The sequence below is a fragment of the Streptomyces sp. NPDC056161 genome (assembly GCF_042268025.1).
In the GTDB taxonomy this organism is placed as follows: domain Bacteria; phylum Actinomycetota; class Actinomycetes; order Streptomycetales; family Streptomycetaceae; genus Streptomyces.
This window is the reverse complement of the sequence record NZ_JBHJUV010000021.1, coordinates 1-23,116: the sequence shown is the minus strand read 5'-3', so window position 1 is coordinate 23,116 and position 23,116 is coordinate 1. Positions and strand designations below refer to the sequence as shown.

The 23,116-nt window shown below is 71.9% G+C and carries 19 protein-coding genes; 10 read left to right on the top strand and 9 right to left on the bottom strand.

Annotated features, from left to right (window positions below; genetic code table 11):
- Nucleotides 1–30 precede the first annotated feature (30 nt).
- Both ACFC09_RS20675 and pta read right to left on the bottom strand, forming a co-directional pair.
- Entirely contained in the window at nt 31–1,296 is a 1,266-nt protein-coding gene (locus ACFC09_RS20675) for an acetate kinase (RefSeq protein WP_376530238.1), read from the bottom strand.
- Nucleotides 1,293–3,395 (bottom strand): phosphate acetyltransferase, encoded by a 2,103-nt coding sequence (pta, locus tag ACFC09_RS20670; protein ID WP_376530235.1) that lies wholly within the window; start codon nt 3,393–3,395, stop codon nt 1,293–1,295. The genes ACFC09_RS20675 and pta overlap by 4 nt, the downstream gene beginning before the upstream one ends.
- Nucleotides 3,396–3,634: 239 nt before the next feature.
- On the opposite strand from pta, the gene ACFC09_RS20665 reads away from it, so the two are divergent.
- Nucleotides 3,635–4,660, top strand: a complete 1,026-nt coding sequence (locus ACFC09_RS20665; RefSeq protein ID WP_376530231.1) for an ATP-dependent 6-phosphofructokinase — start codon at nt 3,635–3,637, stop codon at nt 4,658–4,660.
- Nucleotides 4,661–4,761: 101 nt separating this feature from the next.
- On the opposite strand, the gene ACFC09_RS20660 is transcribed toward ACFC09_RS20665, so the two are convergent.
- The 4 genes from ACFC09_RS20660 to ACFC09_RS20645 all read right to left on the bottom strand — a co-directional run bounded on the left by ACFC09_RS20660 (nt 4,762) and on the right by ACFC09_RS20645 (nt 8,940).
- Nucleotides 4,762–5,601: a carbohydrate ABC transporter permease gene (locus ACFC09_RS20660; protein ID WP_376530229.1), complete on the bottom strand. Its 840-nt coding sequence runs from the start codon at nt 5,599–5,601 to the stop codon at nt 4,762–4,764.
- 4 nt (nt 5,602–5,605) lie between these two features.
- Nucleotides 5,606–6,550: a carbohydrate ABC transporter permease gene (locus tag ACFC09_RS20655; RefSeq protein ID WP_376530225.1), complete on the bottom strand. Its 945-nt coding sequence runs from the start codon at nt 6,548–6,550 to the stop codon at nt 5,606–5,608.
- A gap of 16 nt (nt 6,551–6,566) precedes the next feature.
- Entirely contained in the window at nt 6,567–7,934 is a 1,368-nt protein-coding gene (locus tag ACFC09_RS20650) for an extracellular solute-binding protein (RefSeq protein ID WP_376530223.1), read from the bottom strand.
- Between the two features lie 133 nt (nt 7,935–8,067).
- Complete coding sequence (locus tag ACFC09_RS20645) at nt 8,068–8,940, bottom strand: 5'-methylthioadenosine/S-adenosylhomocysteine nucleosidase (protein ID WP_376530221.1); 873 nt, start codon at nt 8,938–8,940, stop codon at nt 8,068–8,070.
- Nucleotides 8,941–8,973: 33 nt separating this feature from the next.
- Between ACFC09_RS20645 and ACFC09_RS20640 the strand changes: the two genes are divergently transcribed.
- Together ACFC09_RS20640 and ACFC09_RS20635 are read left to right on the top strand one after the other, a co-directional pair.
- Nucleotides 8,974–9,513 (top strand): hypothetical protein, encoded by a 540-nt coding sequence (locus tag ACFC09_RS20640; protein WP_376530218.1) that lies wholly within the window; start codon nt 8,974–8,976, stop codon nt 9,511–9,513.
- 48 nt (nt 9,514–9,561) lie between these two features.
- Nucleotides 9,562–11,667 carry a tetratricopeptide repeat protein gene (locus ACFC09_RS20635; RefSeq protein WP_376530215.1) on the top strand — a complete coding sequence of 702 codons (2,106 nt, stop codon included), beginning with the start codon at nt 9,562–9,564 and terminating at the stop codon, nt 11,665–11,667.
- On the opposite strand, the gene ACFC09_RS20630 is transcribed toward ACFC09_RS20635, so the two are convergent.
- Both ACFC09_RS20630 and ACFC09_RS20625 read right to left on the bottom strand, forming a co-directional pair.
- Nucleotides 11,654–12,340 carry a response regulator gene (locus ACFC09_RS20630; RefSeq protein ID WP_376530213.1) on the bottom strand — a complete coding sequence of 229 codons (687 nt, stop codon included), beginning with the start codon at nt 12,338–12,340 and terminating at the stop codon, nt 11,654–11,656. The genes ACFC09_RS20635 and ACFC09_RS20630 overlap by 14 nt on opposite strands.
- Nucleotides 12,337–14,031 (bottom strand): ATP-binding protein, encoded by a 1,695-nt coding sequence (locus ACFC09_RS20625; RefSeq protein ID WP_376530210.1) that lies wholly within the window; start codon nt 14,029–14,031, stop codon nt 12,337–12,339. Before ACFC09_RS20625 ends, ACFC09_RS20630 begins: the two co-directional genes overlap by 4 nt.
- A gap of 121 nt (nt 14,032–14,152) precedes the next feature.
- Here ACFC09_RS20625 and ACFC09_RS20620 point away from each other — a divergent pair, with 121 nt between their 5' ends.
- From ACFC09_RS20620 to ACFC09_RS20590, 7 genes are all read left to right on the top strand, one after another.
- Nucleotides 14,153–15,580: a cation:dicarboxylate symporter family transporter gene (locus ACFC09_RS20620; protein ID WP_376530542.1), complete on the top strand. Its 1,428-nt coding sequence runs from the start codon at nt 14,153–14,155 to the stop codon at nt 15,578–15,580.
- A gap of 390 nt (nt 15,581–15,970) precedes the next feature.
- On the top strand, nt 15,971–16,408 hold the full coding sequence (locus ACFC09_RS20615; RefSeq protein WP_376530207.1) for a MerR family transcriptional regulator: 438 nt from the start codon (nt 15,971–15,973) through the stop codon (nt 16,406–16,408).
- Entirely contained in the window at nt 16,405–16,737 is a 333-nt protein-coding gene (locus tag ACFC09_RS20610) for a thioredoxin family protein (RefSeq protein WP_376530204.1), read from the top strand. The genes ACFC09_RS20615 and ACFC09_RS20610 overlap by 4 nt, the downstream gene beginning before the upstream one ends.
- 191 nt (nt 16,738–16,928) lie before the next feature.
- Nucleotides 16,929–19,145, top strand: a complete 2,217-nt coding sequence (locus ACFC09_RS20605) for a HelD family protein (RefSeq protein ID WP_376530540.1) — start codon at nt 16,929–16,931, stop codon at nt 19,143–19,145.
- Between the two features lie 307 nt (nt 19,146–19,452).
- A complete protein-coding gene (locus ACFC09_RS20600) occupies nt 19,453–20,694 on the top strand; it encodes an ABC transporter substrate-binding protein (RefSeq protein ID WP_376530202.1) in 1,242 nt (413 codons plus the stop codon).
- Between the two features lie 68 nt (nt 20,695–20,762).
- Nucleotides 20,763–21,689, top strand: coding sequence for a carbohydrate ABC transporter permease (locus tag ACFC09_RS20595; protein ID WP_376530537.1), 927 nt, complete (start codon nt 20,763–20,765; stop codon nt 21,687–21,689).
- Nucleotides 21,690–21,691: 2 nt separating this feature from the next.
- Nucleotides 21,692–22,525, top strand: a complete 834-nt coding sequence (locus ACFC09_RS20590; RefSeq protein WP_376530199.1) for a carbohydrate ABC transporter permease — start codon at nt 21,692–21,694, stop codon at nt 22,523–22,525.
- A gap of 45 nt (nt 22,526–22,570) precedes the next feature.
- On the opposite strand, the gene ACFC09_RS20585 is transcribed toward ACFC09_RS20590, so the two are convergent.
- A partial coding sequence (locus tag ACFC09_RS20585; protein WP_376530197.1) for an alpha amylase C-terminal domain-containing protein occupies nt 22,571–23,116 on the bottom strand: 546 nt, incomplete at its 5' end.

Here is a 23,116-nt window from a genome sequence, read left to right as displayed (position 1 = left end):
TCGCGCTCAGGCGAGTGCCGGCCGAATTTCTCAGTCGCCCTTTCTCACCACAGCGTAGGTCTGTGCGGCAATCTCCCATTCCTCGTCCGTCGGTACCACGGCCACCGCCACCCGCGCACCGGCGGGTGAGATCAGCCTGGCCCCGTCGCCCGGCGCGGCGTTCGACTCCGGGTCGACCGCCAGGCCCAGCCCCGCCAGGCCCTCGACGGCCGCCGCCCGCACCGGCGCCGCGTTCTCGCCGACCCCGGCGGTGAAGGCGACCGCGTCCACCGTGCCGAGCACCGCGTAGTAGGCGCCGAGGTATTTCCTCAGCCGGTGCACGTAAATGTCGAAGGCGAGCCGCGCCCCGGCGTCGCCCTCGTCGATCCGCCGCTGGATCTCCCGCATGTCGTTGTCGCCGCACAGGCCGAACAGACCGCTCCTCTTGTTGAGGAGAGTGTCGATCTCGTCCATGGACATTCCGCCAACGCGTCGCAAATGGAAGATGACGGCCGGATCCAGGTCGCCCGAGCGGGTCCCCATCACCAGCCCCTCCAGGGGCGTCAGACCCATCGAGGTGTCCACGCACCGCCCGCCGCGGACCGCCGAGGCCGACGCCCCGTTGCCCAGGTGCAGCACGATGACGTTGACCTCCTCCGGCGCCTTGCCCAGCAGTCGTGCGGTGGCCCGGGAGACGTACGCGTGCGAGGTGCCGTGGAAGCCGTAGCGCCGCACCCGGTAGCGGTCCGCGAGCCTCGTGTCGATCGCGTAGCGGGCCGCGTACTCCGGCATCGTCGTGTGGAACGCCGTGTCGAAGACCGCGACCTGCGGCAGGTCCGGGCGCAGTGACCGGGCCGTGCGGATGCCGGTGAGGTTCGCGGGGTTGTGCAGCGGCGCGAGCGGGACCAGCCGCTCGATCTCGGTGACCACACCGTCGTCGATGACGGTGGGTTCGGTGAAGAACATGCCGCCGTGCACCACGCGGTGCCCGATCGCGGCCAGCTCCGGTGAGTCCAGGCCCATGCCGTCCCGGGACAGCTCACCGGCGACGGCCTTGAGGGCGGTGTCGTGGTCCGCGACCGGGCCGTCGTGCCGCCGGGTCTCCCCGGTGGCCAGGCAGGTGTGCTTCAACCGGGAGGTCCGCTCGCCGATGCGCTCCACCAGGCCGGCGGCGAGCCTGCCGCCGCCGTCGGCCATGTCCAGCAACTGGTACTTCAGCGACGACGAACCGGAGTTGAGGACGAGGACCCGGGAGGCGGTGCGGGCCGGGCGCGGTCCGTCGGACGGGGCGGCGGCGGGCGAGGGGTGGGCGGTCACGGGGCGGCTGCCTTCTCGTGCGGGGGCGGGGCGGGGTGCTGGGCCTGGATCGCCGTGATGGCGACGGTGTTGACGATGTCCTGGACGAGCGCGCCCCGGGACAGGTCGTTGACCGGCTTGCGCAGGCCCTGGAGCACCGGTCCGACGGCGATCGCGCCGGCCGAGCGCTGCACGGCCTTGTAGGTGTTGTTGCCGGTGTTGAGGTCCGGGAAGATCAGCACGCTGGCCTGCCCGGCCACCTCGGAGTCCGGCAGCTTGGCCGCGGCGACGACGGGCTCCACCGCCGCGTCGTACTGGATCGGCCCCTCGATCTTCAGGTCGGGCCGCCGGGTCCGGACCAGCTCGGTGGCCTCGCGGACCTTGTCGACGTCGGCGCCCGCACCGGACGTACCGGTGGAGTACGACAGCATCGCGATCCGCGGCTGGACGCCGAACTGCCGGGCGGTGGCCGCCGACTGGACCGCGATGTCGGCGAGCTGCTCGGCGTCCGGATCCGGGTTGACCGCGCAGTCGCCGTAGACCAGCACCTTGTCGGCGAGGCACATGAAGAAGACCGACGAGACGATCGACGCATCCGGGCGGGTCCTGATGATCTCGAACGCGGGCCGGATGGTGGCCGCCGTGGAGTGCGCGGACCCGGAGACCATGCCGTCCGCCAGGCCCTCCTGGACCATCAGGGTGCCGAAGTAGTTCACGTCGGCGACGACGTCGTGGGCCAGCTCGGCGGTGACGCCCTTGTGGGCGCGCAGCCGGGCGTACCGCTCGGCGAACACCTCGCGCAGCTCGGACGCGGCCGGGTCGATCAGCTGTGCCTCGCCCAGGTCGATGCCGAGGTCGGCGGCCTGCTTGCGGATCCGGTCGACGGGCCCGAGCAGGGTCAGGTCGCACACGTCGCGCCGCAGCAGCACCTCGGCGGCGCGCAGCACCCGCTCCTCGGTGCCCTCCGGCAGGACCACCCGGCGCCGGTCCGCGCGGGCCTGTTCCAGGAGCTTGTGCTCGAACATCATCGGGGTGACCCGGCCGCTGCTCGGCGCGGAGACCCGGTCGAGCAGGTCGCCGGTGTCGACGTACCGCTCGAACAGGCCGAGCGCGGTCTCCGCCTTGCGCGGGGTGTCCGCGCTCAGCTTGCCCTCCAGGGAGAACAGCCGCTCGGCGGTGGGGAAGCTGTTGCCGGCCACGGACAGCACCGGGGTGCCGGGGGCGAGACGGGCGGCCAGGGTGAGGACCCCCTCCGGGGGACGCTCGTCCAGGGTGAGCAGCACGCCGGCTATCGGCGGGGTGCCGGCGCTGTGCGCGGCGAGGGAACCGACGACCAGGTCGGCCCGGTCGCCCGGGGTCACCACGAGGGCGCCCGGGGTCAGGGCGGCCAGCAGGTTGGGCAGCATGGCGCCGCCGAAGACGAAGCCGAGCGCGTCCCGGGAGAGTCCCGTCTCGTCGCCGAGCAGCACCTCGGCGTCGAGGGCCCGGCCGATCTGCGCGACGGTCGGCGCCGCCAGGGCGGGCTCGTCCGGCAGTACGAAGCAGGGCACCGGCAGCCGGCCGGTGAGCCGCTCGGCGATCTCGTCGCGGTCCTCGCCCGCCACCCGGTTGGCGACCATCGCCTGTACGTCGCAGCCCAGCCCGGCGTACGCCCGGAAGGCGTTGCGGGTCTCGGCCGGCACGGACTCGGCGCTCTGCCCCCGGCCGCCCACCACCGGGATCACCGAGGCGCCGAACTCGTTGGCGAGCCGGGCGTTGAGGGACAGCTCGTCGGGCAGCTGCGTGTCGGCGAAGTCGGTGCCGAGGACCAGGACGACGTCGTAGTCGCGGGCGACCAGGTGGAAGCGGTCGACGAGGGCGGACACCAGGTCGTCGGTGCCGCGCTCGGCCTGGAGGACGGAGGCGTCGTGGTAGTCCATGCCGTACACGGTCGCCGGGTCCTGGGCGAGCCGGTAGCGCGCCCGCAGCAACTCGAAGAGGCGGTCGGGCCTGTGGTGCACCAGCGGACGGAACACGCCCACCCGGTCGACCTGCCGGGTCAGGAGCTCCATGACGCCCAGCTCGACGACCTGGCGGCCGTCGCCGCGGTCGATCCCGGTCACGTACACACTGCGGGTCACGCGTGCCCTCCGTCCTGTATTTCGTGAATTTCCGATATTTTCGGAAATGTGCAGTTCCATCGATTCTCCCGGTGGAACCGGTGCACAGAAAACCGCCCACCTGGGTGGACGGCACCCTCTTGACAATACTCTCGCCCATGGATAAAGCCCTTGTCAGGGGCACCACCCTGCCCTCTTGCGGAACATGAAACAATCGGACTTGCTCACCGGCGTCAACAGCGAGCAGGAGACACAGCAGGATGCGCATCGGAGTTCTCACCGCAGGCGGCGACTGCCCCGGCCTGAACGCCGTGATCCGGTCGGTCGTGCACCGGGCGGTCACGCACTACGGCGACGAGATGATCGGCTTCGAGGACGGTTACCGCGGGCTGCTCGACGGCCACTACCGCACCCTCGACCTGGACGCGGTCAGCGGCATCCTGTCCCGCGGCGGCACCATCCTCGGCTCCTCACGGCTGGAGCGCGACCGGCTGCGCGAGGCGTGCGAGCGGGCCACCGACATGGTCGGCGAGTTCGGGATCGACGCGCTGATCCCGATCGGCGGCGAGGGCACGCTGACGGCGGCCCGGATGCTCTCCGACGCCGGCCTGCCGGTCGTGGGCGTCCCGAAGACGATCGACAACGACATCTCCGCCACCGACCGCACCTTCGGCTTCGACACCGCCGTCGGCGTCGCCACCGAGGCGATGGACCGCCTCAAGACCACCGCCGAGTCCCACCAGCGGGTGATGGTCGTCGAGGTCATGGGCCGGCACGCGGGCTGGATCGCCCTGGAGTCCGGCATGGCCGGCGGCGCCCACGGCATCTGCCTGCCCGAGCGGCCGTTCGACCCGGGCGACCTGGTCGCGATGGTCGAGGAGCGGTTCGACCGCGGGAAGAAGTTCGCGGTCATCTGCGTCGCCGAGGGCGCGCACCCCGTCGAGGGCTCCATGGACTACGGCAAGGGCGCGATCGACCAGTACGGCCACGAGCGCTTCCAGGGCATCGGCACCGCCCTGGCGTACGAGCTGGAGCGGCGGCTCGGCAAGGAGGCCAAGCCGGTCATCCTCGGGCACGTCCAGCGCGGCGGCACACCGACCGCGTACGACCGGGTGCTCGCCACCCGCTTCGGCTGGCACGCGGTGGAGGCCGCGCACCAGGGCCGGTTCGGGCGGATGACCGCGCTGCGCGGCACCGACATCGTGATGGCGCCGCTCGCCGAGGCGGTCACCGAGCTGAAGACGGTGCCCAAGGACCGGATGGACGAGGCGGAGTCGGTCTTCTAGACGGGCGCGGCCCGTCCCTCGCGGGGAAGGCGCGGCCCGTCCCTCGCGGGGAAGGCGCGGCCCGTCCCTCGCGGGGCGGGCCGGTCCGGCGCCCGGCGGGCTCAGCCCTTGACCGCGCCGCCCAGCGCGAACCCTCCCCCCAGCCGCCTCGCGACCAGCACGTACAGCAGGATCACCGGCGTCGAGTAGACCACCGAGAACGCGGCCAGCTGCCCGTACGCCACCATGCCCCGGTTGCCGAAGAACTCGTTGATGCTGACCGAGGCGGGCAACTGGTCCGGGGTGAGCAGCAGCATGAACGGGACGAAGAAGTTGCCCCACATCGCCACGAACGAGAACACGGTGACGACGGCGACCCCCGGCCCCATCAGCGGCAGCACGATCCGCACGAGCGACTGGAGCGAGGACGCGCCGTCCGTCCACGCCGCCTCCTCCAGCTCCTTCGGCACACCGTCCATGAAGTTCTTCATCAGCCAGATGGCGAACGGGAGCTGGGAGGCCGCGAAGAACAGGATGGTGCCCTGCATCGTGTCGATCAGGTTCACCTGGACGAACAGCGCGTAGACCGGGACCATGATCGCGGTGATGGGCAGGCTCGTGGCGAACAGGATCGTCAGCAGGAACGGACGGTTCAGGCGGGAGCGGAACCGGGACAGCGGATAGGCCGCCAGCGCCGCGCACACCACCGTCAGCAGTGTCGCGCCGCCGCACAGGATCAGGCTGTTGAGCAGCGGCGTGAAGGTGACGTCCGCGTTCAGGACGGCGTCGAAGTTGTCCAGGGTGAGCCCGTCGGGGGCCTTCACCCTGAGGTCGGCGTGCGGATCCAGGGAGGACAGCACCACCCACAGGAGCGGCAGTGCGAACGCGACGGCCACGACCAGCAGGCCGGCGTCGGCGGCCAGCCGGTGACGGGTGCGGCGGGCGGCGAGGGGGCGGGGCACGGCGTCAGACCTCCGTCCGCAGCAGGCGCAGATAGACCACGGAGAACAGGGAACCGACCAGGAGCAGCAGCAGGGCCACCGCGGTGCCGTAGCCGATCATGCTGTTCTGGAAAGCCTGTTCGTACATGAACAGGGGCAGGGTCTGGCTCCGGTCGCCCGGACCGCCCCGCGTCATCACCCAGATCAGCCCGAACACCGACAGTGTCTGGAGGGTGTTGAGCATCAGGTTGGTGCCGATGGAGCGGCGGATCAACGGGAGCGTGATGTGCCACATGCGGCGCCAGCCGCCCGCGCCGTCCACCTCCGCCGCCTCCGTGATCTCCTTCGGGATCTCACCGAGCGCCGCCGAGTAGACCAGCATCGAGAAGGCCGTGCCCCGCCACACGTTCGCGAACGACACGGCCAGGATGGGCAGCGTGAACAGCCAGTTCTGGGACGGCAGGTGCAGCCAGTCCAGGACGGCGTTCAAGGTGCCCTCGCGGCGGAAGAACGCGTACAGCAGGAAGCCCGCCACGACCTCCGGCAGCACCCAGGCCGTGACCACCACACCCCCGGTCAGGGTGCGCACCGGCTTCGAGGCCCGCCGCATCAGCGCGGCCAGCGCGAGACCCAGGGTGTTCTGGCCGACCAGCGACGACAGCACGGTGAACACCAGCGTCAGCCATACGGCGTTCAGGAACTGCTCGTCCTTGAACGCCTCGCGGAAGTTGGCGAACCCGACGAACGACGCGTGCGCCTGGCCGGTCAGCTGGAGGTCGGTGAAGGCGATGTAGACGCAGTAGCCGATGGGGCCCGCCAGGAACAGCAGCAGGACCACCAGGGCGGGGGCCACGGGCAGCGCCCGGCCGAGCGGGCGCAGCAGCCCACGCGGACGGGACGGTGCCGCGGGTGCGGCGGGCGCGGGGCCGGGTGCGGCGGGTGCCCGGCCCGGGTGCGGTGCGGTGGTCATGGCCGCCTGCCGCCGGTCACTTCTCGGTGACCTGGTTGTCGGTCGCGGCCTTCAGCGCGTCGTCGTACGCGCTCGCCGCCTCGTCGACCGACGCGTCCCCCGTCGTCACGCTCTCCATCGCCTCCTGGATGGCGGTGGAGACCTTCGGGTACGCCGGATAGGCGGGCCGGTAGTGCGTGCTGGGGACGAGGTCGGTGAAGAACTTGATGCCGGGCTGCGCCGACGCGTACGCGGGGTCGCCCGCCACGTCCTTGCGCACGGCGATGCCGGAGTTGGCGATGTACCACTTCTGCGCGTTCGCCTTCGTCTGCATCACCTTGACGAAGTCGAAGGCCAGGTCGGGATTGCCCGCCTTGGCGGGGATCGCCCAGGTCCAGCCGCCGGACATGCTCACCTTCCCGGGAGCCTGGCCGGCTTGCGTGGGCATGGCGGCGAGCCCGAGCCGCTTCGACCAGTCGGGCCACTCGTGGCCGCTGCCCGGCAGCCAGTCCTGCGGGAGCCACGAGCCGTCGAGGGCGATGCCGAGCTTGCCCTCGGGCAGGAGTTCGCCGCGGACCCGGGTCATGATGTTGGGGTCGAGGGCGTCGGGCACGTCCGGACCGAGCTTCTCCTTGTAGACGGTCTCGACGAACGACAGCGCGTCCTTGAAGCCCTGCCCCGCGGTGATCCACTTCTTGGACGCGGAGTCGTACAGCGGATCCGTGGTGCCCTCGCCGGTGCCGTACAGCAGCATCTCGAAGCCCTGCATCGTGGCGGCCTCGCCGACGGGCTTGCCCGTGTACACGTTGAGCGGGATGACACCCGGCACCTTCGCCTTGACGGCACGGGCGGCGTCCAGCACGTCGTCCCAGGTCTTCGGCTGCCAGTCGGCCGGGAGCCCGGCCTTCGCGAACACCTGCTTGTCGTACCAGAGTCCCCGGGTGTCGGTGCCGTCCGAGACGCCGTACGTCTTGCCGTCCTCGCCCTTGGCCGCGGACTTGGCGGTCTCGATGAACTGGTTCCAGTCCGGCCACTTGGCGAGGTAGGGGTCCAGGGGTTTCAAGTACCCGCTGGTGATGTCGGAGTTGATGAGGAACGTGTCCTCGTAGACCAGGTCGGGCGCGGTCTTGGGGGAGCGGAGCATCTGCTGGAGCTTGGTGTAGTACTCCGAGTCCGCGGCCTTGATCGGCACGAACTCGACCTTCTTGCCCGGGTACTGCTTCTCGAACTGCTTCTTGATGTCGGTGAGGTAGGTGTCCATCACCTTGACGGAGTTGTCCGTCGACTGCTTGAAGCTGATCTTCACGGTGTCCGGGCTGCTGCCGGATCCGCCGCCGCACGCGGTGAGCGCGGTGGCGGCGAGGGCGGCGGAGAGGAGGGCGGTGAGGGCAGCGGTGGGGCGCACGGGCAGGACCTCCTACGGGCGCACGGCGTTGTGGCCTGGTGGTTCCGTGAAGGTAGGAGGAATGGTCTAGTCAGGTCAATGCATGTGCGGTGGATTGCTCACCGAGATCGTCCCGGCGCCGTGCGCCGCGCGGTCAGCGGCGGTGTCGCTCGTCCCGGTGGCCGGGGCCGACCGTCTTGCCGATGACGGGCCCGTGGAAGGTCCCGCCCCGGAAGTCGATGTGGTCACCGCCGTAGGGTCCCCCGAAGTCATCCGAGGGGTCGGCGGTGCCACCGGCGTCGTGGTCCGGCGCGTGCCTGCGCAGCACCGCCACCGCGACGGCCGCCGCCTGCCCGGCCGCCCGCTCCTGGGAACCCGCGGCGTCGGCCCGCTGCTTGTCCCCGTCGGCGCGGTCGCTGATGCCGCGGATCACCAACGCGTCGACCTGCCCGCTCAGATGGGCCGCGTGGGCCGCCCCTGCCCCCTCCGTCTCGATCGCCGCCGCGTCGTTGTAGTGCTCGCGCAGCCGCCGGGTGAGATCGGACGCGGCGTCCGCGAGGACCACGTCACCGGTGGCGATCGGCTTGAAGTGCGCGCGGACGTCCGGCAGGTCCCGTACCGCCGAACGGGCCGCCTGCACCAGCGCGTTGGAGCCGAACCAGGACTCCGGCCGGACCAGCAGGCCCTCGGGTGTCCGCTTGCCGCCGTGGACCGCGTACACCTTGGTGCCCACCACCACGTCACCGAGGGCGATGTCGTCCTTCAGGGTGCCCGCGACGCCGACGAAGAGGACGGCCCGCGGGCGCAGCCAGTCGATGAGCGGGGCGGTGAGCGCGGCGGCGGTCCTGGCGCCCTCGCCCAGCTCGGCGACGGCCACCTGCCAGGAACTTCCGGGCAGCTGCCCCACCTCGACCCGGGTACCGTTGGCATGGACCCGTTCCCGGCGCCCGGCCACATGGGCGCGCACCGCCGTGTACTCCAGCGCGAGCGCGGTCAGGACGAGAGCGGTGGGCGGTGTCTGCGGCACACTGCCAAGGTACTGCCGGGGGAAGGGGTGCGGGTGCCGGAACGAGATGTCACCGTGGGCCAGTTGCTGCTCACCGAGTACCAGACCGTCAAGGACGAGCAGAAGACCCGGATCGGCTTCCGCGACAACCTGCTGTACGTCACCCTCACCGTGGTGGCCGCCGTCGTCGCCGCGGCGGCCCAGGCCGGACAGCCCGCCATGCTGCTCGCCCTGCCCCCGGTGTGCGTGGTCCTCGGCTGGACCTACCTGGTCAACGACCAGAAGATCTCCGCGATCGGCGCCTACGTCCGCGAGGACCTCGGCCCCAGGCTCGCCCGGCTCGCGGACACCGACGAGGCGTTCGCCTGGGAGTCGGCCCACCGCGCCGACGGCCGCCGCCGCACCCGCAAGGCCCTCCAGTGCGTCATCGACCTGCTCGCCTTCTGCCTCGTACCACTCGCCGGGCTCACGGTCTACTGGGCCGCCGGAGCCACCGGCGGCGGTCTGCTCGCGATGTCGGTCGTGGAGGCCGTGGCGGTGCTCGGACTCGGCGTGCAGGTCCTGTCCTACGCGGGATACCTCGGATCCGGATGACGCACGGCGTACGGTGTGGTCCGCCGGCCGACGAGGAGCGGGGGCACGATGCGCGGTGAGTACGGGGACCACATCGACCTCGGCCGTTCGGACTTCCACGGTCCGGTCATCGGCAAGGTGGAGACGCTGCACCACCACGGAGCCGTCCCCACCGCACTCGACTCCCTGCCCGCCTGCCCGCCCGGCTTCTCCGGCCGTGAGCCCGAACTGCGTGTCCTGCTGGCGGCCCTCGACCCCTCGCCCCGGGCCGCGGCCGACGACCAGGCTCCCGGGCCCGTCACCGTCCTGTCCGGTCTCGGCGGCATCGGCAAGACCGCGCTGGCCCTGCGCGCGGCACACCGGGCGTGCGGGCTGGGCTGGTTTCCCGGGGGCACCCTCTTCGTCGACCTGCACGGCTACGACCACACGCCGACCACGGCGGACCTGGCCCTGCCGTCCCTGCTGCGGGCGCTCGGGGTGCCGCCCGCGCACCTTCCGGGGCGGGTCGAGGAGCGGGGCGCGCTGTTCCGCAGCCTGCTCGCCGGCCTCGCCCGGGACCGCGGGCCGCTCCTGCTGTTCGCCGACAACGCCTCCACCGCCGAGCAGGTCCGGCCCCTCCTGCCGGGCGGCCCGGGACACCGCGTGCTCACCACCTCCCGGCACCGGCTCCCCGCCCTCGGCGCCCGCCTCCTCGCCGTGGCCGAGCTGTCGCCGCGCGCCTCCCACGACCTCCTCGAACGCGCCCTGCACACGGCCGACCCCGACGACGCCCGCATCGCCGAGGACCCCGCGTCGGCCGCCCGGCTCGCGGACCTCTGCGGCCACCTGCCGCTCGCCCTCCAGATCGCCGCGGCCCTGCTGTCCGGGAACCCGGGGCGCCCCGTCCACGAACTCGCCGCCGAACTGGCCGGCTGCCGCAGCCGGATCGACCTGCTGGACGACGGGGAGCGCAGCGTGCGGGCCGCGTTCGACCTCTCCTACCGGCGGTTGCCCGCGGCCCAGGCGCGGCTGCTGCGGCTGCTCGCCCTCATGCCGGGCAAGGACTCGGACCATGACGCGGTCACCGCTGCTCTCGGTACCGGTTCCGGCACACCGGGCCTGCTGTCCGCCCTGGCACGCGCCCACCTGGTGGAAAGGGGCAGTCGGCGCGGCCGCCTGCGACTGCACGACCTCGTCCGGGAGTACGCGTCGGGGGAGGCCACCGCCCGAGAGCGTGCCGACAGCCGGGCGAGGGTGCTGGCCTTCTACCTCCGGCGGGCAAGGGCGGCGGACTCGCACGTGCGGTACGGGGCCGGGAAACCGGCGACCGCGCCCTTCCGGGACCGCGACGAGGCACTCGCCTGGCTGGACGAGGAACGCACCGGCCTGGTGGCCGCGACCGGGTGGGCCGCCGCACCGCACCTCGCCCCCGAAGCCGCGGAGCTGGCCGCCGCGCTCAGCACGTACCTCCAGTTCAGACGGTACTTCGACGACGGAGCAACGGTGTTCAGGGCCGTCCGGGCAGCCGCGCACCGCGCGGGGGACCGGCGTCGGGAGGCGGACGCCTGGAACCAGCTGGGCGTCATGCTGCGGGGGAGCGGCCGGCTGCGGGAGGCGTTCGAGGCGGCCCGGCGGGCCGTCGCCCTGTACCACGACCTGCGGCACGCGGGCGGCGAGGGCATGGCCGTCTCCAACCTGGCCGCCGTACTGGAAGCCACCGGCCGGCCGGACGAGGCCATCGACGCCTTCCAGCGCGCGCTCGCGCTGTTGCGGCAGGCGGGCGACCGGTACGGCGAGGCAGGTGCCTGGAACAACCTGGCACTTGCGCTCCGCAAGGCCGCCCGGATACCGGAGGCCCTCGACGCGCTCCGCCGCGCGCTGGACCTGTACCAGGAGATGGGCGACTGCCCGCGTGAGGGCCGGGCCTGGCACAACTACGCCGTCGCGCTCAACGCGGCGGGCAGGACCGAGGAGGCCGTCGCCGCCTGCCTGAGCGGCCTGGAGATCTGCGAGAGGTTCCAGGACTGGCACGAGGCGGGCCAGACCCGCTACGCCCTCGCCCTCGTCCACGAGACCGCGGGCGACGCGGTGCGGGCGCGGGCGCACTGGCTGCGCGCCGCCGAGGACTACGAGCGGGCGGGCTCCACCGGGCACGCCGCCCTCGCCCGCCGGGCGGCACGCCTCACTGCCCCGTGACCCACCGGTACTGCAACTCCGGCCGGCCCACCGTGCCGTACTGCGGGCTGCGGGCGGCCCGGCCGGTGTCGACCAGGTGCTCCAGGTAGCGGCGGGCGGTGATGCGGGAGATGCCGACCGCCTCGGCGACGCCGGTCGCGGTCAGACCGTCGGGGTGCTCCCGCAGGGCCGCCGTCACCCGCTGGAGGGTGGGCGCGCTCAGCCCCTTCGGCAGCGCGGCCGGGCCCGGCGCCCGCAGCACCGCCAGCGCCCGGTCCACCTCCTCCTGCCCGCTGGCCTCGCCCGCGGCGGCGTGGAACTCGGCGTAGCGCAGCAGCCGGTCGCGCAGGGTCGCGAAGGTGAACGGCTTCAGCACGTACTGCACGACCCCCAGCGACACCCCCTCGCGCACCACGGTCAGGTCCCGGGCCGAGGTCACCGCTATCACGTCGGCGTGGTGTCCGGCCGCGCGCAGCGAACGGGCGAACTGGAGGCCGTGCACGTCCGGCAGGTGCAGATCGAGCAGCAGCAGATCCACCGGGGTGCGCTCCAGCACCCGCCGGGCCTCCGCTCCGGTGTGCGCCTTGCCCACGGCGGTGAACCCCGGCACCCGGCCCACGTACAGCACATGCGCGTCCGCGGCGACCGGGTCGTCCTCCACGACGAGGACCCGGATGGGCTGGTGCGCCGTCATGCGTGCCCTCTCTCCGGGGTGCTCGGCGGGTTCCCGCCCGTCGCCGTCGTCGCCGTCGTCGTCGCCGTACCGAGCGGCAGCCGGACCTCGAACACCGCACCGCCCTCACCGTCCTCGGCGCTCTCCGTCACCGTCAACGTGCCCTCCTGCCGGGTGACCGCCTGTCGCACCAGGGCCAGCCCGAGTCCGCGGCCCTGCGGCCCGGCCGGCTTGGTACTGAATCCCCGCTGGAATACCAGCTCGGCGTGGTCGGGATCCACCCCGCTGCCCGAGTCCGAGACCCGCAGCACCAGTTCGGCACCGCCCCCCGCCCGCGCGCGCTCCGTGTACGCCGTGACCGTCACCCGGGCCCCCACGCTGCCCTGGGCCGCGTCCACCGCGTTGTCGATCAGATTGCCGAGGATCGTCACCAGGTCGCGGGCCGGCAGCCGGGCCGGGAGCAGGCCGTCGTCCAGCCGGCTCTCCGGCGCCACCACCAGCTCCACACCCCGCTCGTTGGCCTGCGCCGTCTTGCCCAGCAGCAGGGCCGCAAGCACCGGCTCGCCGACCGCGGCCACCACCTGGTCGGTGAGCGCCTGGGCCAGTTCCAGCTCGGCGGTCGCGAACTCCACCGCCTCGTCGGCGCGGCCCAGCTCGATCAGGGAGACCACCGTGTGCAGCCGGTTCGCCGCCTCGTGCGCCTGCGAGCGCAGCGCCTGGGTGAAGCCCCGCTCGGAGTCCAGCTCACCCATGAGCGACTGGAGTTCGGTGACGTCCCGGAGGGTGACGACGGTGCCGCGGCGCTCGCCCGAGGACACCGGCGAGGTGTTCACGACCAGCACCCGGTCCGCCGTCAGATGCACCTCGTCGACGCGCGGCTCCGAGGCGAGCAGCGCCCCGGTGAGCGGTGCGGGCAGCCCGAGACCGGCCACCGACCTGCCCACCACCCCCTCCTCGGGGCCGACGCCCAGCAACTCCCGCCCGCCGTCGTTGATGAGGGCCACCCGGAACTGTCCGTCCAGCATCAGCAGCCCCTCGCGCACCGCGTGCAACGCCGCCTGGTGGTAGTCGTGCATACGGCTCAGCTCGGTCGCGTTCATGCCGTGGGTGTGCCGGCGCAACCGGGCGTTGATCACGTAGGTGCCCACCCCGCCGAGCACCAGGGCGCAGCCCGCCACGCCGGCCATGGCCGTGAGCTGGTCCCGCACCCGCTGGCTGATCGCCTCGACCCGGATGCCGGCGCTCACCAGGCCGACGACCCGGCTGCCGTCCCGGACGGGCGTGACGGCCCGCACGGACGGGCCGAGCGTGCCGGTGTACGTCTCGGTGAAGGAACGCCCCTCCAGGGCGGGGCCGATGTGCCCGAGGAACTTCCTGCCGATCTCCGAGGTGTCCGGGTGGGTCCAGCGGATGCCTTCCGGACTCATGATCGTCACGAAGTCGACCCCGGTGTCCCGCTGGACCTGGAGCGCGTACGGCTGGAGCCGGGCCGTGGGATCCGGCGTGCGGATCGCCTCCCGCACCGACGGCGCGTCCGCCACCGAGCGGGCCACCGCCGTGGCCTGCCGGCCCGCCGCGTCCTCGGCCTGGCCCCGGTCGCTGAGGTAGGTGAACAGCGCGTACCCGGCGACCACGACCGCGATCAGCACGGCCTGCATGGCGAACAGCTGGCCGGCCAGGCTGCGGGGGCGGGGCAGAGCGGGGACACGCATGGCGTCAGTGTGCCTCTCCGGCCGGGCGCGAACTAAATGAACGCAAGGGTGACCGGCCTCACAGACCGGGAGATAGTCACGGCATTCCCCGTATCCCCCGGACGTGAGCCGCACGCCGGTGATGCCGACGAAGACGTCAAGGAGGGCAGCCGTGGCCGCCAGCGCACCCGAAACGGCACCTGCCGCACCCGCCGTGAAGCGGGACCGCACCCATTATCTGTACATCGCCGTGATCGTCGCGGTGGCGCTCGGCATCGCCGTGGGGCTCATCTGGCCCGACTTCGGGGTCGAGCTGAAGCCGCTCGGCACGGGCTTCGTGAACCTGATCAAGATGATGATCTCGCCGGTCATCTTCTGCACGATCGTGCTGGGCATCGGCTCGGTCCGCAAGGCCGCCAAGGTCGGCGCGGTCGGCGGTTTCGCGATCGGCTACTTCCTCGTGATGTCGCTGGTCGCGCTCGCCATCGGGCTCGTCGTCGGCAACGTGCTGCACCCGGGCGACGGGCTGCACCTGACCGAAGCGATCAAGGCGACCGGGCACGACCAGGTGTCCAGCGACGCGCTGCCGCCGGTGGACTTCGTGCTGTCGATCATCCCGACCACGTTCGTCTCCGCCTTCACCGAGGGCCAGGTGCTCCAGACGCTGCTGATCGCGCTGCTCACCGGGTTCGCGTTGCAGGCGATGGGCCCGCTCGGCCAGCCGGTGCTGCGCGGCATCGAGCACATCCAGCGGCTCGTCTTCCGCATCCTCGCCATGGTGATGTGGGCGGCGCCCATCGGTGCCTTCGGTGCCATCGCCGCGGTGGTCGGCTCGTCCGGCGTGGAGGCGCTGAAGAGTCTCGCGGTGCTGATGCTCGGCTTCTACGTCACCTGTATCCTGTTCGTCTTCGTCGTGCTCGGCGCGCTGCTGCGGATCGCGACCGGGCTGAACGTCTTCATGCTGCTGAAGTACCTGGCCCGGGAGTTCCTGCTGATCCTTTCCACCTCCTCCTCCGAGTCCGCGCTGCCGCGGCTCATCGCGAAGATGGAGCACCTGGGCGTCAGCAAGCCGGTGGTCGGCATCACCGTCCCGACCGGCTACTCCTTCAACCTCGACGGCACGATGATCTACATGACGATGGCCTCGCTGTACATCGCGGACGCCCTGGGCACCCCGATGTCGGTCGGCGAGCAGATCCCGCTGCTGCTGTTCCTGCTGCTCGCCTCCAAGGGCGCCGCGGGCGTCAGCGGCGCCGGTCTCGCCACGCTGGCCGGCGGTCTCCAGTCGCACAAGCCCGCGCTGGTCGACGGCGTCGGCCTGATCGTCGGCATCGACCGGTTCATGAGCGAGGCCCGCGCCCTGACCAACTTCGCGGGCAACGCCATCGCCACGGTCCTGATCGGCACCTGGACCAAGGAGATCGACCAGGACCGCGTCCGCCGGGTGCTCGCCGGTGAGCTGCCGTTCGACGAGAAGACCCTGCTGGACGAGGCCGACCGGGCGGCGTCCGCCGGACTCCCGGAACAGCCGGGCGGCGGCGGGAGCGAGAAGGAACTGGCGAAGGCGTGACAGCCGCGGCGGGCCGGGCGCCGGGCTTCCGCACGGGGGCCGCGCCCGGTCCTCCGTACGGGCCCCGCACCCGGCCTTCCGTACAGGGCCGCGCCCGGTCTCCGCACACCGCCTGCGGCCCGGCCCGCTACCGCACCGGCCCCCCGCCCATGCCCTGCGCTCCGGACGTCCGGCGCGGCCTGAACCCGGGCCGGGCGTCCGGCCACCGCCTCCGGGCGGCCGGACCTCCCCCGTTCCGGCCGCCCGGTCCTGCTGTCTCCCGCCGCCGGGTCCCACCCCCCCCTCTGTCGCCGCCGGTCCTCCTGTTCTCCCGTCCCGCCGGCCGCCCGCCAGGATCCGGATGGCCGGCCCGTTGCCCTGACCCCGACGTCAAGACCTACCGTCGAGGACATGCGCATCGGCGAGCTGGCCGCACGGGCCGACACCACCACGCGGACGCTGCGGTACTACGAGGCACGGGGGCTGCTGCCCGCGCGCCGCGACGGCAACGGGCACCGCACCTACGACGAGCGGGACCTCCGGCTGCTCCGGCAGATCCGGACGTTGCAGGACGTCGGGTTCGATCTGGAGGAGACCCGGCCGTTCGTGGAGTGTCTGCGGGCCGGGCACCCGGCGGGCGACTCGTGCCCCGCCTCGCTCGCCGTCTACCGGCGCAAGCTGGACGAGGTGGACGCGCTCATCGGCCGGCTGCGGGTGGTGCGGGAGCAGGTCGCCGGGCAGCTGCTGCGGGCGGAGCGGTCCAGGGACGCGCTGGCCGCCGAGGCGCAGGTTCCGGGGGGTCCGGAACCCGAGTGCGAACTGGGAGTGCACGGACGATGGGGACGATGACCGAGGCGGCCGGCGTGGCCGAGGTGACGGACGCGGATTTCACGGCGGAGGTGCTCGAATCCGAACTGCCGGTCCTGGTGGAGTTCACCGCCGACTGGTGTCCGCCGTGCCGGCAGATGGCGCCGGTGCTCGCCGCGCTCGCCGCCGAGACGAGCGGTCGGCTGAAGGTAGTGCAGCTGAATGTGGACGCCAATCCGGCGACCACCCTCGCCCACCAGGTGCAGGCGATGCCGACGTTCCTGGTGTTCCGGGCGGGCGAGCCGGTGCGGTCGATGGTCGGGGCGCGCTCTGGGCGCAGGCTCCGTGAGGAGCTGTCCGACGTGCTGTAGACCCGCGCGGCCAGCCGAAAGAAATCCCCCGAGCAATTGCGCTCGGGGGATTTCTTTGGGTATATTGAGTGGTTCGCGACTTGACTGGAAAAGGTCGCGGAGAAGTTCAGTGAGCACAGTATATCCGGGCGGGAGCGGAATTGTCAAACAGCGAATTTCCCGACGATGAATTGCGTCGTGAGCAGGAATTCATGGACGGCCTGTACGCGCGCGTGGACGCGCTGCGCGGCGACACCGAGACCTCCGTCTCGGACGCCCTCGCGCAGGGCGACAAGCCCATGCAGGCCCGCCTGGAGCGGGACATCCTGGTCGCCGAGCGGTCCGGGCTGCTCGCCGCGCTGAACGCCGTGGACGGCTCGCTCTGCTTCGGCCGTATCGACCTGACCTCGGGCACCAGCCACCACATCGGCCGGATCGGGCTGCGCACCGACGACGCCGAGCGCACGCCGCTCCTCATCGACTGGCGCGCCGATGTCGCCCGCCCCTTCTACCTGGCCACCGGCCACACCCCGATGGGCCTCCGGCGGCGTCGGCACATCACCACCGACGGCCGCCGGGTCACCTCCCTGCACGACGAGATCCTCGACCTCGGCGACGCCACCCGCACCGGCCACGAGGACCCGACCGGGGACGCCGTACTGCTGGCCGCGCTCAACTCCGCGCGCACCGGCCGGATGAGCGACATCGTGCAGACCATCCAGGCCGAGCAGGACGAGATCATCCGGGCGCCCCACCGCGGGGTGCTGGTGGTCGAGGGCGGCCCCGGCACCGGCAAGACCGCGGTCGCGCTGCACCGGGCGGCCTATCTGCTGTACGAGTACCGGGAACTGCTGGCCCGGCGGGCGGTCCTGATCGTCGGCCCGAACCCGGCCTTCCTCGGCTACATCGGCGAGGTGCTGCCCTCCCTGGGTGAGACCGGGGTGCTGCTCGCCACGGTCGGCGAGCTGTTCCCCGGGGTGCGGGCGACCGCCCAGGACACCCCTCGGGCCGCCGCGGTGAAGGGCCGGGCCGACATGGCCGACGTCCTTGCCGCCGTGGTGCGCGACCGGCAGGCGCTGCCCGACCCGGTGATCGCGATCGAGCACGACCGCGAGATCCTGATACTCGACGACGGCCTGGTGAACGTCGCCCGCGAACGCACCCGGGCCGCCGGGCTGCCGCACAACGTGGCCCGCGAGCACTTCGAGGGCCACATCCTCAACACGCTCACCGACATGGTCGCCGAACGCGTCGGCACGGACCCGTTCGACGGCACGAACCTGCTCGACGCCGTCGACATCACCCAGATCCGTGACGAACTCGACGAGAACCCCGAGGTCTGGGCGGCCATCGACCAGTTGTGGCCGCGGCTGACCCCGCGGCGGCTGCTCGCGGACTTCCTCGCCCGTCCCGAGGGGTACCTGGGCGAGGAGGACGCCGCCGCGATCCGCCGTCCGGTGACCCGGGCGTGGACCGTGGCGGACGTACCGCTCCTCGACGAGGTGGCCGAACTGCTCGGCGAGGACGACCGCGAGCTGCGGGCGCGGGCCGAGCAGGAGCGGGAGGAACAGGTCGCCTACGCGCAGGGTGTCCTCGACGTCTCCTACGCCTCCCGCACCTTCGAGTTCGACGACAAGGAGGACGGCGATCCGGAGGGCTCCGAGGTGCTGTCCGCGCACGACATCATCGACGCCGAGCGGTTCGCCGAACGGCAGGAGGAGGCCGACCACCGCAGCGCCGCGGAGCGGGCCGCGGCCGACCGGACCTGGGCGTTCGGGCACATCATCGTCGACGAGGCGCAGGAACTGTCGCCGATGGCCTGGCGGCTGCTGATGCGGCGCAGCCCGACCCGCTCGATGACCCTGGTCGGCGACCCGGTCCAGACGGCGGAGGCGGCGGGCGTGGGCTCCTGGTCCGGCATCCTCACGCCGTACGTCGAGGACCGCTGGACGCACACCCGCCTCGGCGTCAACTACCGCACCCCGGCCGAGATCATGGACCTGGCCGCTGCCGTGGTCCGCGCCGAGCACCCCGGCTTCGAACCGCCCCGCTCGGTCCGCTCGACCGGGGTACGGCCATGGGTGCGGCAGGTGCCCGACGACCTGCCGGGCGCCGTCGGGAAGGCGGTCGCCGAACTCACCCCCACCGAGGGCCGACTCGCGGTGATCGCCCCCCGCGACCTGCACCGGGCGCTCGCCGCCCGGCTCGACGGGGTCACGGCCACGGCCGAACCCGACCTGACCCGGACGGTCGTCCTGCTCGACCCGCGTCAGGCCAAGGGCCTGGAGTTCGACTCGGTACTGGTGGTGGAGCCGGCCCGGTACGGCACCAGCGACCTGTACGTCGCCCTGACCCGGGCCACCCAGCGGCTGGGGGTGCTGTATTCGGGGTCGCTGCCGCGCGGGCTGGCCGATCACGCAGAGCAGTGAGCTTTTCTGACAGGCGGTCTGATATCCGCTGGTGAAGGAAACCGGCCGTGGTGCCTCTCCCGCCGGGGGCGGCGCCACGGCCCTTCTGCGTGCCCGGCCCCTGACGGTCTTCGAACTCCCGTACGTCCCGGGTGTCCGGTACGCCCCGGGTGTCCGGCAGGACTCCCGCACGAGTGGAACAGCCTGGCATGAGCGGCCCGGACGTGGGTAGTTCCACCCGCCGTCGACTACATACCGCAGCAACACTCCGGCCACGAATGTCAAGGACAATCATCGGTGCCCGGACGTGGAATGTGAGGGAAACAACGTGAGTATCAGCCGCAGGGGCCTGCTGGCGGCGGGAGCGGGCGTAGGTCTGCTCACAGCCTGCGGGTCGAACACCGGGCGCAGTCAGAGCGGTTCGGGAACCCAGCTGTCGCAGTGGTATCACCAGTACGGAGAGGCGGGTACCCAGCAGGCGGTCGAGCGGTACGCCGCCGCGTACAAGAAGGCCCGGGTCGCCGTCCAGTGGCGGCCCGGTAACTACGACCAGCAGACCGCCGCCGCCCTGCTCACCGACTCCGGCCCGGACGTCTTCGAGGGCAGCCCCACGCTCGACCAGATCCAGGGCGGTCAGGTCGTGGACCTGACCGACCTGCTCGACGGCGTCAAGGACGACTTCAACCCCGCCGTCCTCAAGCCGAAGACGTACGACGGACGGATCTGGGGCATCCCGCAGACCATCGACATGCAGCTGCTCTACTACCGCAAGAGCCTGCTGAAGGACGCCGGTGTGGAGCCGCCGACCACGGTGGACGCGCTCGTCGACGCCGCCCGGAAGCTGACCACGCCGAAGACCAAGGGGCTTTTCCTGGGCAACGACGGCGGCGCGGGCGTCCTGGGCGGGACTCCCCTGTACGCGGCCGGACTCCAGCTGATCACCGAGGACGGTGAGATCGGCTTCGACGACCCCGCCGCGGCCCGCGTCCTGACCAGGATCCACCAGCTGTACGCCGACAAGTCGCTGCTCCTGGGCGCACCCGCCGACTGGTCCGACCCGTCCGCGTTCCTCCAGGGGCTGACCGCCATGCAGTGGTCCGGGCTGTGGGCCCTGCCCCAGGTGCAGAAGGAACTCGGCGACGACTTCGGGGTTCTGCCGTTCCCGAAGGACGGCTCGGGCAGTCCGGCCGTCCCGGTCGGCGCGTACGGCAGCGCGGTCAGCGCCCGCAGCAGGCACCAGGAGGCCGCGAAGGAATTCGTGCGGTGGCTGTGGGTGGACCAGCTCGACGATCAGGAGGACTTCGCGCTCTCGTACGGATTCCACATCCCGGCGCGTATGTCCCTCGCGAAGAAGGCCACCAAGCTGAAGACGGGAGCGGCGGCCGACGCGGTCGCCTTCACCACCGAGCACGGTTTCGCCCAGCCGCTGCTGTGGACCCCGACCGCCAACACCGCTTACCAGGACGCGCTGACCCGTATCATCCAGGGCGGCGCCGACCCGGACCGCGAACTGAGGGCGCTGGTGCGGAAGGTATCGGCCGAACTCGCACGCGTGAAGAAGAAGTCGTGACGGCTCAGCTGAACGGGGCCGCCGCGCCAGGGGCCGGCGGACCGCGGAGAGCGACCCGGGCCGACCCGATTCCCGCCGCCCGGCCCGCCCGCCGCTCCCTGGCCGGCTCCCACACCCTGTGGTTCTGGGTCTTCGTCGGACCGTTCGCGCTGGGGCTCGGGCTGTTCACGTACGTGCCGTTGCTGTGGAGCGTGGGCCTCAGCCTCTTCGACGCCCACAACACGGTCACACCCACCCGTTTCGTGGGTCTCGACAACTATGCGGCGGTACTGTCCGACGACGCCTTCACCAGCAGCCTGCGCACCTTCCTGGTGTTCACCGCCTTCATCGTGCCCACGACGTTCGTCCTGTCCCTGGCGCTGGCCCTGATGGTCAACCGCGTGCGCGTGGCGCGGGCGTTCTTCCGCTCGGTGTTCTTCCTGCCGACCGCCTGTTCCTATGTCGTCGCGGCGCTGATCTGGAAGATGTCCCTGTTCAACGGGGTGCGGTTCGGGCTGGCCAACACCGTGCTCGGCTGGTTCGGCGCCGGTCAGGTCGCCTGGCTGTCGACCCCGGACCCGCCCTGGTACTGGCTGGTGATCGTGACGGTACGGCTGTGGCTCCAGGTCGGCTTCTACATGATCCTTTTCCTGGCCGCCCTCCAGCGCATCGACCCCCTGCTGTACGAGGCGGCTGCCGTGGACGGGGCACGGCCCGGCCGGCAGGTACTGCGGCACATCACCCTGCCGCAACTGCGCGCCACCTCGGTCGCGGTGGGACTGCTCCTGGTCATCAACTCCTTCCAGGCGTTCGACGAGTTCTACAACCTCCTGTCGAACGCCCGCGGCTACCCGCCCTACGCCCGCCCGCCCCTGGTGTACCTCTACTACACCGCCCTCGGACAGGGGCAGAACCTCGGGGTGGGCAGCGCGGGAGCGGTGATCCTCACGCTGCTCATCGCCGTGGTGACCGTCGGACAGTCCCGCTGGTTCCGGCTCGGCACGAGGGAGGACTGACCATGGACGACGCCCTGGTACGAGCCGGCCGGGCCCTGCGGTTCGCGCTGCTGTGCGCCCTGGCCCTCCTCTTCCTCATCCCCTTCTACCTCCTTCTACGCAACGGCCTTTCGAGCGAGCGGGACATCACCTCGCCCGAGTGGACCTTCTTCCCCGCGCACCTGCGGTGGTCGAACGTGACGGAACTCTTCGACGATCCCTCCGTGACCTTCGCCCGCGCGCTGCTCAACTCCGCCGTGATCGCGGTCACCACCACCCTCGGCACCCTGCTGCTCGGCTCGCTCGCCGGGTACGGTCTTGCCCGCATTCCCTACCGGCACGCGAACAAGGTCTTCTACGCCATTCTCGCCACGCTGATGGTCCCGGCCGCCGTCACGTTCGTGCCCAGCTTCGTCCTGGTCTCCTCGCTGGGCTGGATCTCGACCTATCGGGGGCTGATCGTCCCGACGCTCTTCTCGGCGTTCGCCTGCTTCATTTTCCGGCAGTACTTCCTGGGATTCCCGCGGGACCTGGAGGACGCGGCACACGTCGACGGGCTCGGCCACTGGCGTACGTACTGGCGCATCGTCGTCCCCAACGCGACTCCGGTCTTCGCCGCCGTCGGGACCATCGTCTTCATCGGCGCGTGGAACTCCTTCCTGTGGCCGCTGGTGATCGGGCAGGACCAGAGCGCCTGGACCGTGCAGGTCGCCTTGTCGTCCTTCACCACCGCCCAGACCGTCCGGCTGCACGAACTGTTCATCGCCGCGGCCGTTTCGGTCCTGCCGCTGCTGCTGGTCTTCCTCTGCTTCCAGCGGTGGATCACGGCGGGGGTGGAACGCGCCGGGATCGACTGAACGACCCGTCCCGGCCGGGCGCCGGGACGGGAGCACCGGAGCGCGTCAGGCAGGCCGCAGCCACACCGTGGCCAGCGGGGGCAGGGTCAGCCGGATGCTCGCGGGGCGCCCGTGCCGGCCCTGCGGCTCCGGTTCGACCGGCCGCGGGTGCCCGACGCCGCTGCCGCCGTAGCGGGCCGCGTCCGTGTTGAGGATCTCCCGCCAGGCGGGGACGCCGTCGGGCACGCCGAGCCGGTAGCCGTGGCGGACCACCGGGGAGAAGTGGGACACCGCGAGCAGGGGCGTCCCTTCCGCATCCAGCCGGAGGAACGCGAGGACGTTGTCGGCGGCGCCCTCCGGGGTGTCGCCGATGATCCACTGGAAGCCGGCCGGGTCGGTGTCGCGCTGCCACAGGGCGGGGGTGGCGCGGTAGCCGGTGTTGAGGTCGCGGACCAGGTCGCGGACGCCGCGGTGGTCGGGTTCGGCGCCGTAGGCCGGGTCGAGCAGCCACCAGTCGGGGCCGTGGGCCTCGGACCATTCGGCGCCCTGGGCGAACTCCTGGCCCATGAAGAGGAGTTGCTTGCCGGGGTGGGCCCACATGAAGGCCAGGTA

What these genes read in the sequence shown, in the direction of transcription:
- ACFC09_RS20665 (WP_376530231.1), top strand. Translation starts at nt 3,635, where the DNA reads ATGCGCATCGGAGTTCTCACCGCAGGCGGCGACTGCCCCGGCCTGAAC.
- ACFC09_RS20655 (WP_376530225.1), bottom strand. Translation starts at nt 6,550, where the DNA reads ATGACCACCGCACCGCACCCGGGCCGGGCACCCGCCGCACCCGGCCCC.
- ACFC09_RS20635 (WP_376530215.1), top strand. Translation starts at nt 9,562, where the DNA reads ATGCGCGGTGAGTACGGGGACCACATCGACCTCGGCCGTTCGGACTTC.
- ACFC09_RS20630 (WP_376530213.1), bottom strand. Translation starts at nt 12,340, where the DNA reads ATGACGGCGCACCAGCCCATCCGGGTCCTCGTCGTGGAGGACGACCCG.
- ACFC09_RS20625 (WP_376530210.1), bottom strand. Translation starts at nt 14,031, where the DNA reads ATGCGTGTCCCCGCTCTGCCCCGCCCCCGCAGCCTGGCCGGCCAGCTG.
- ACFC09_RS20620 (WP_376530542.1), top strand. Translation starts at nt 14,153, where the DNA reads ATGCCGACGAAGACGTCAAGGAGGGCAGCCGTGGCCGCCAGCGCACCC.
- ACFC09_RS20615 (WP_376530207.1), top strand. Translation starts at nt 15,971, where the DNA reads ATGCGCATCGGCGAGCTGGCCGCACGGGCCGACACCACCACGCGGACG.
- ACFC09_RS20610 (WP_376530204.1), top strand. Translation starts at nt 16,405, where the DNA reads ATGACCGAGGCGGCCGGCGTGGCCGAGGTGACGGACGCGGATTTCACG.
- ACFC09_RS20605 (WP_376530540.1), top strand. Translation starts at nt 16,929, where the DNA reads ATGGACGGCCTGTACGCGCGCGTGGACGCGCTGCGCGGCGACACCGAG.
- ACFC09_RS20590 (WP_376530199.1), top strand. Translation starts at nt 21,692, where the DNA reads ATGGACGACGCCCTGGTACGAGCCGGCCGGGCCCTGCGGTTCGCGCTG.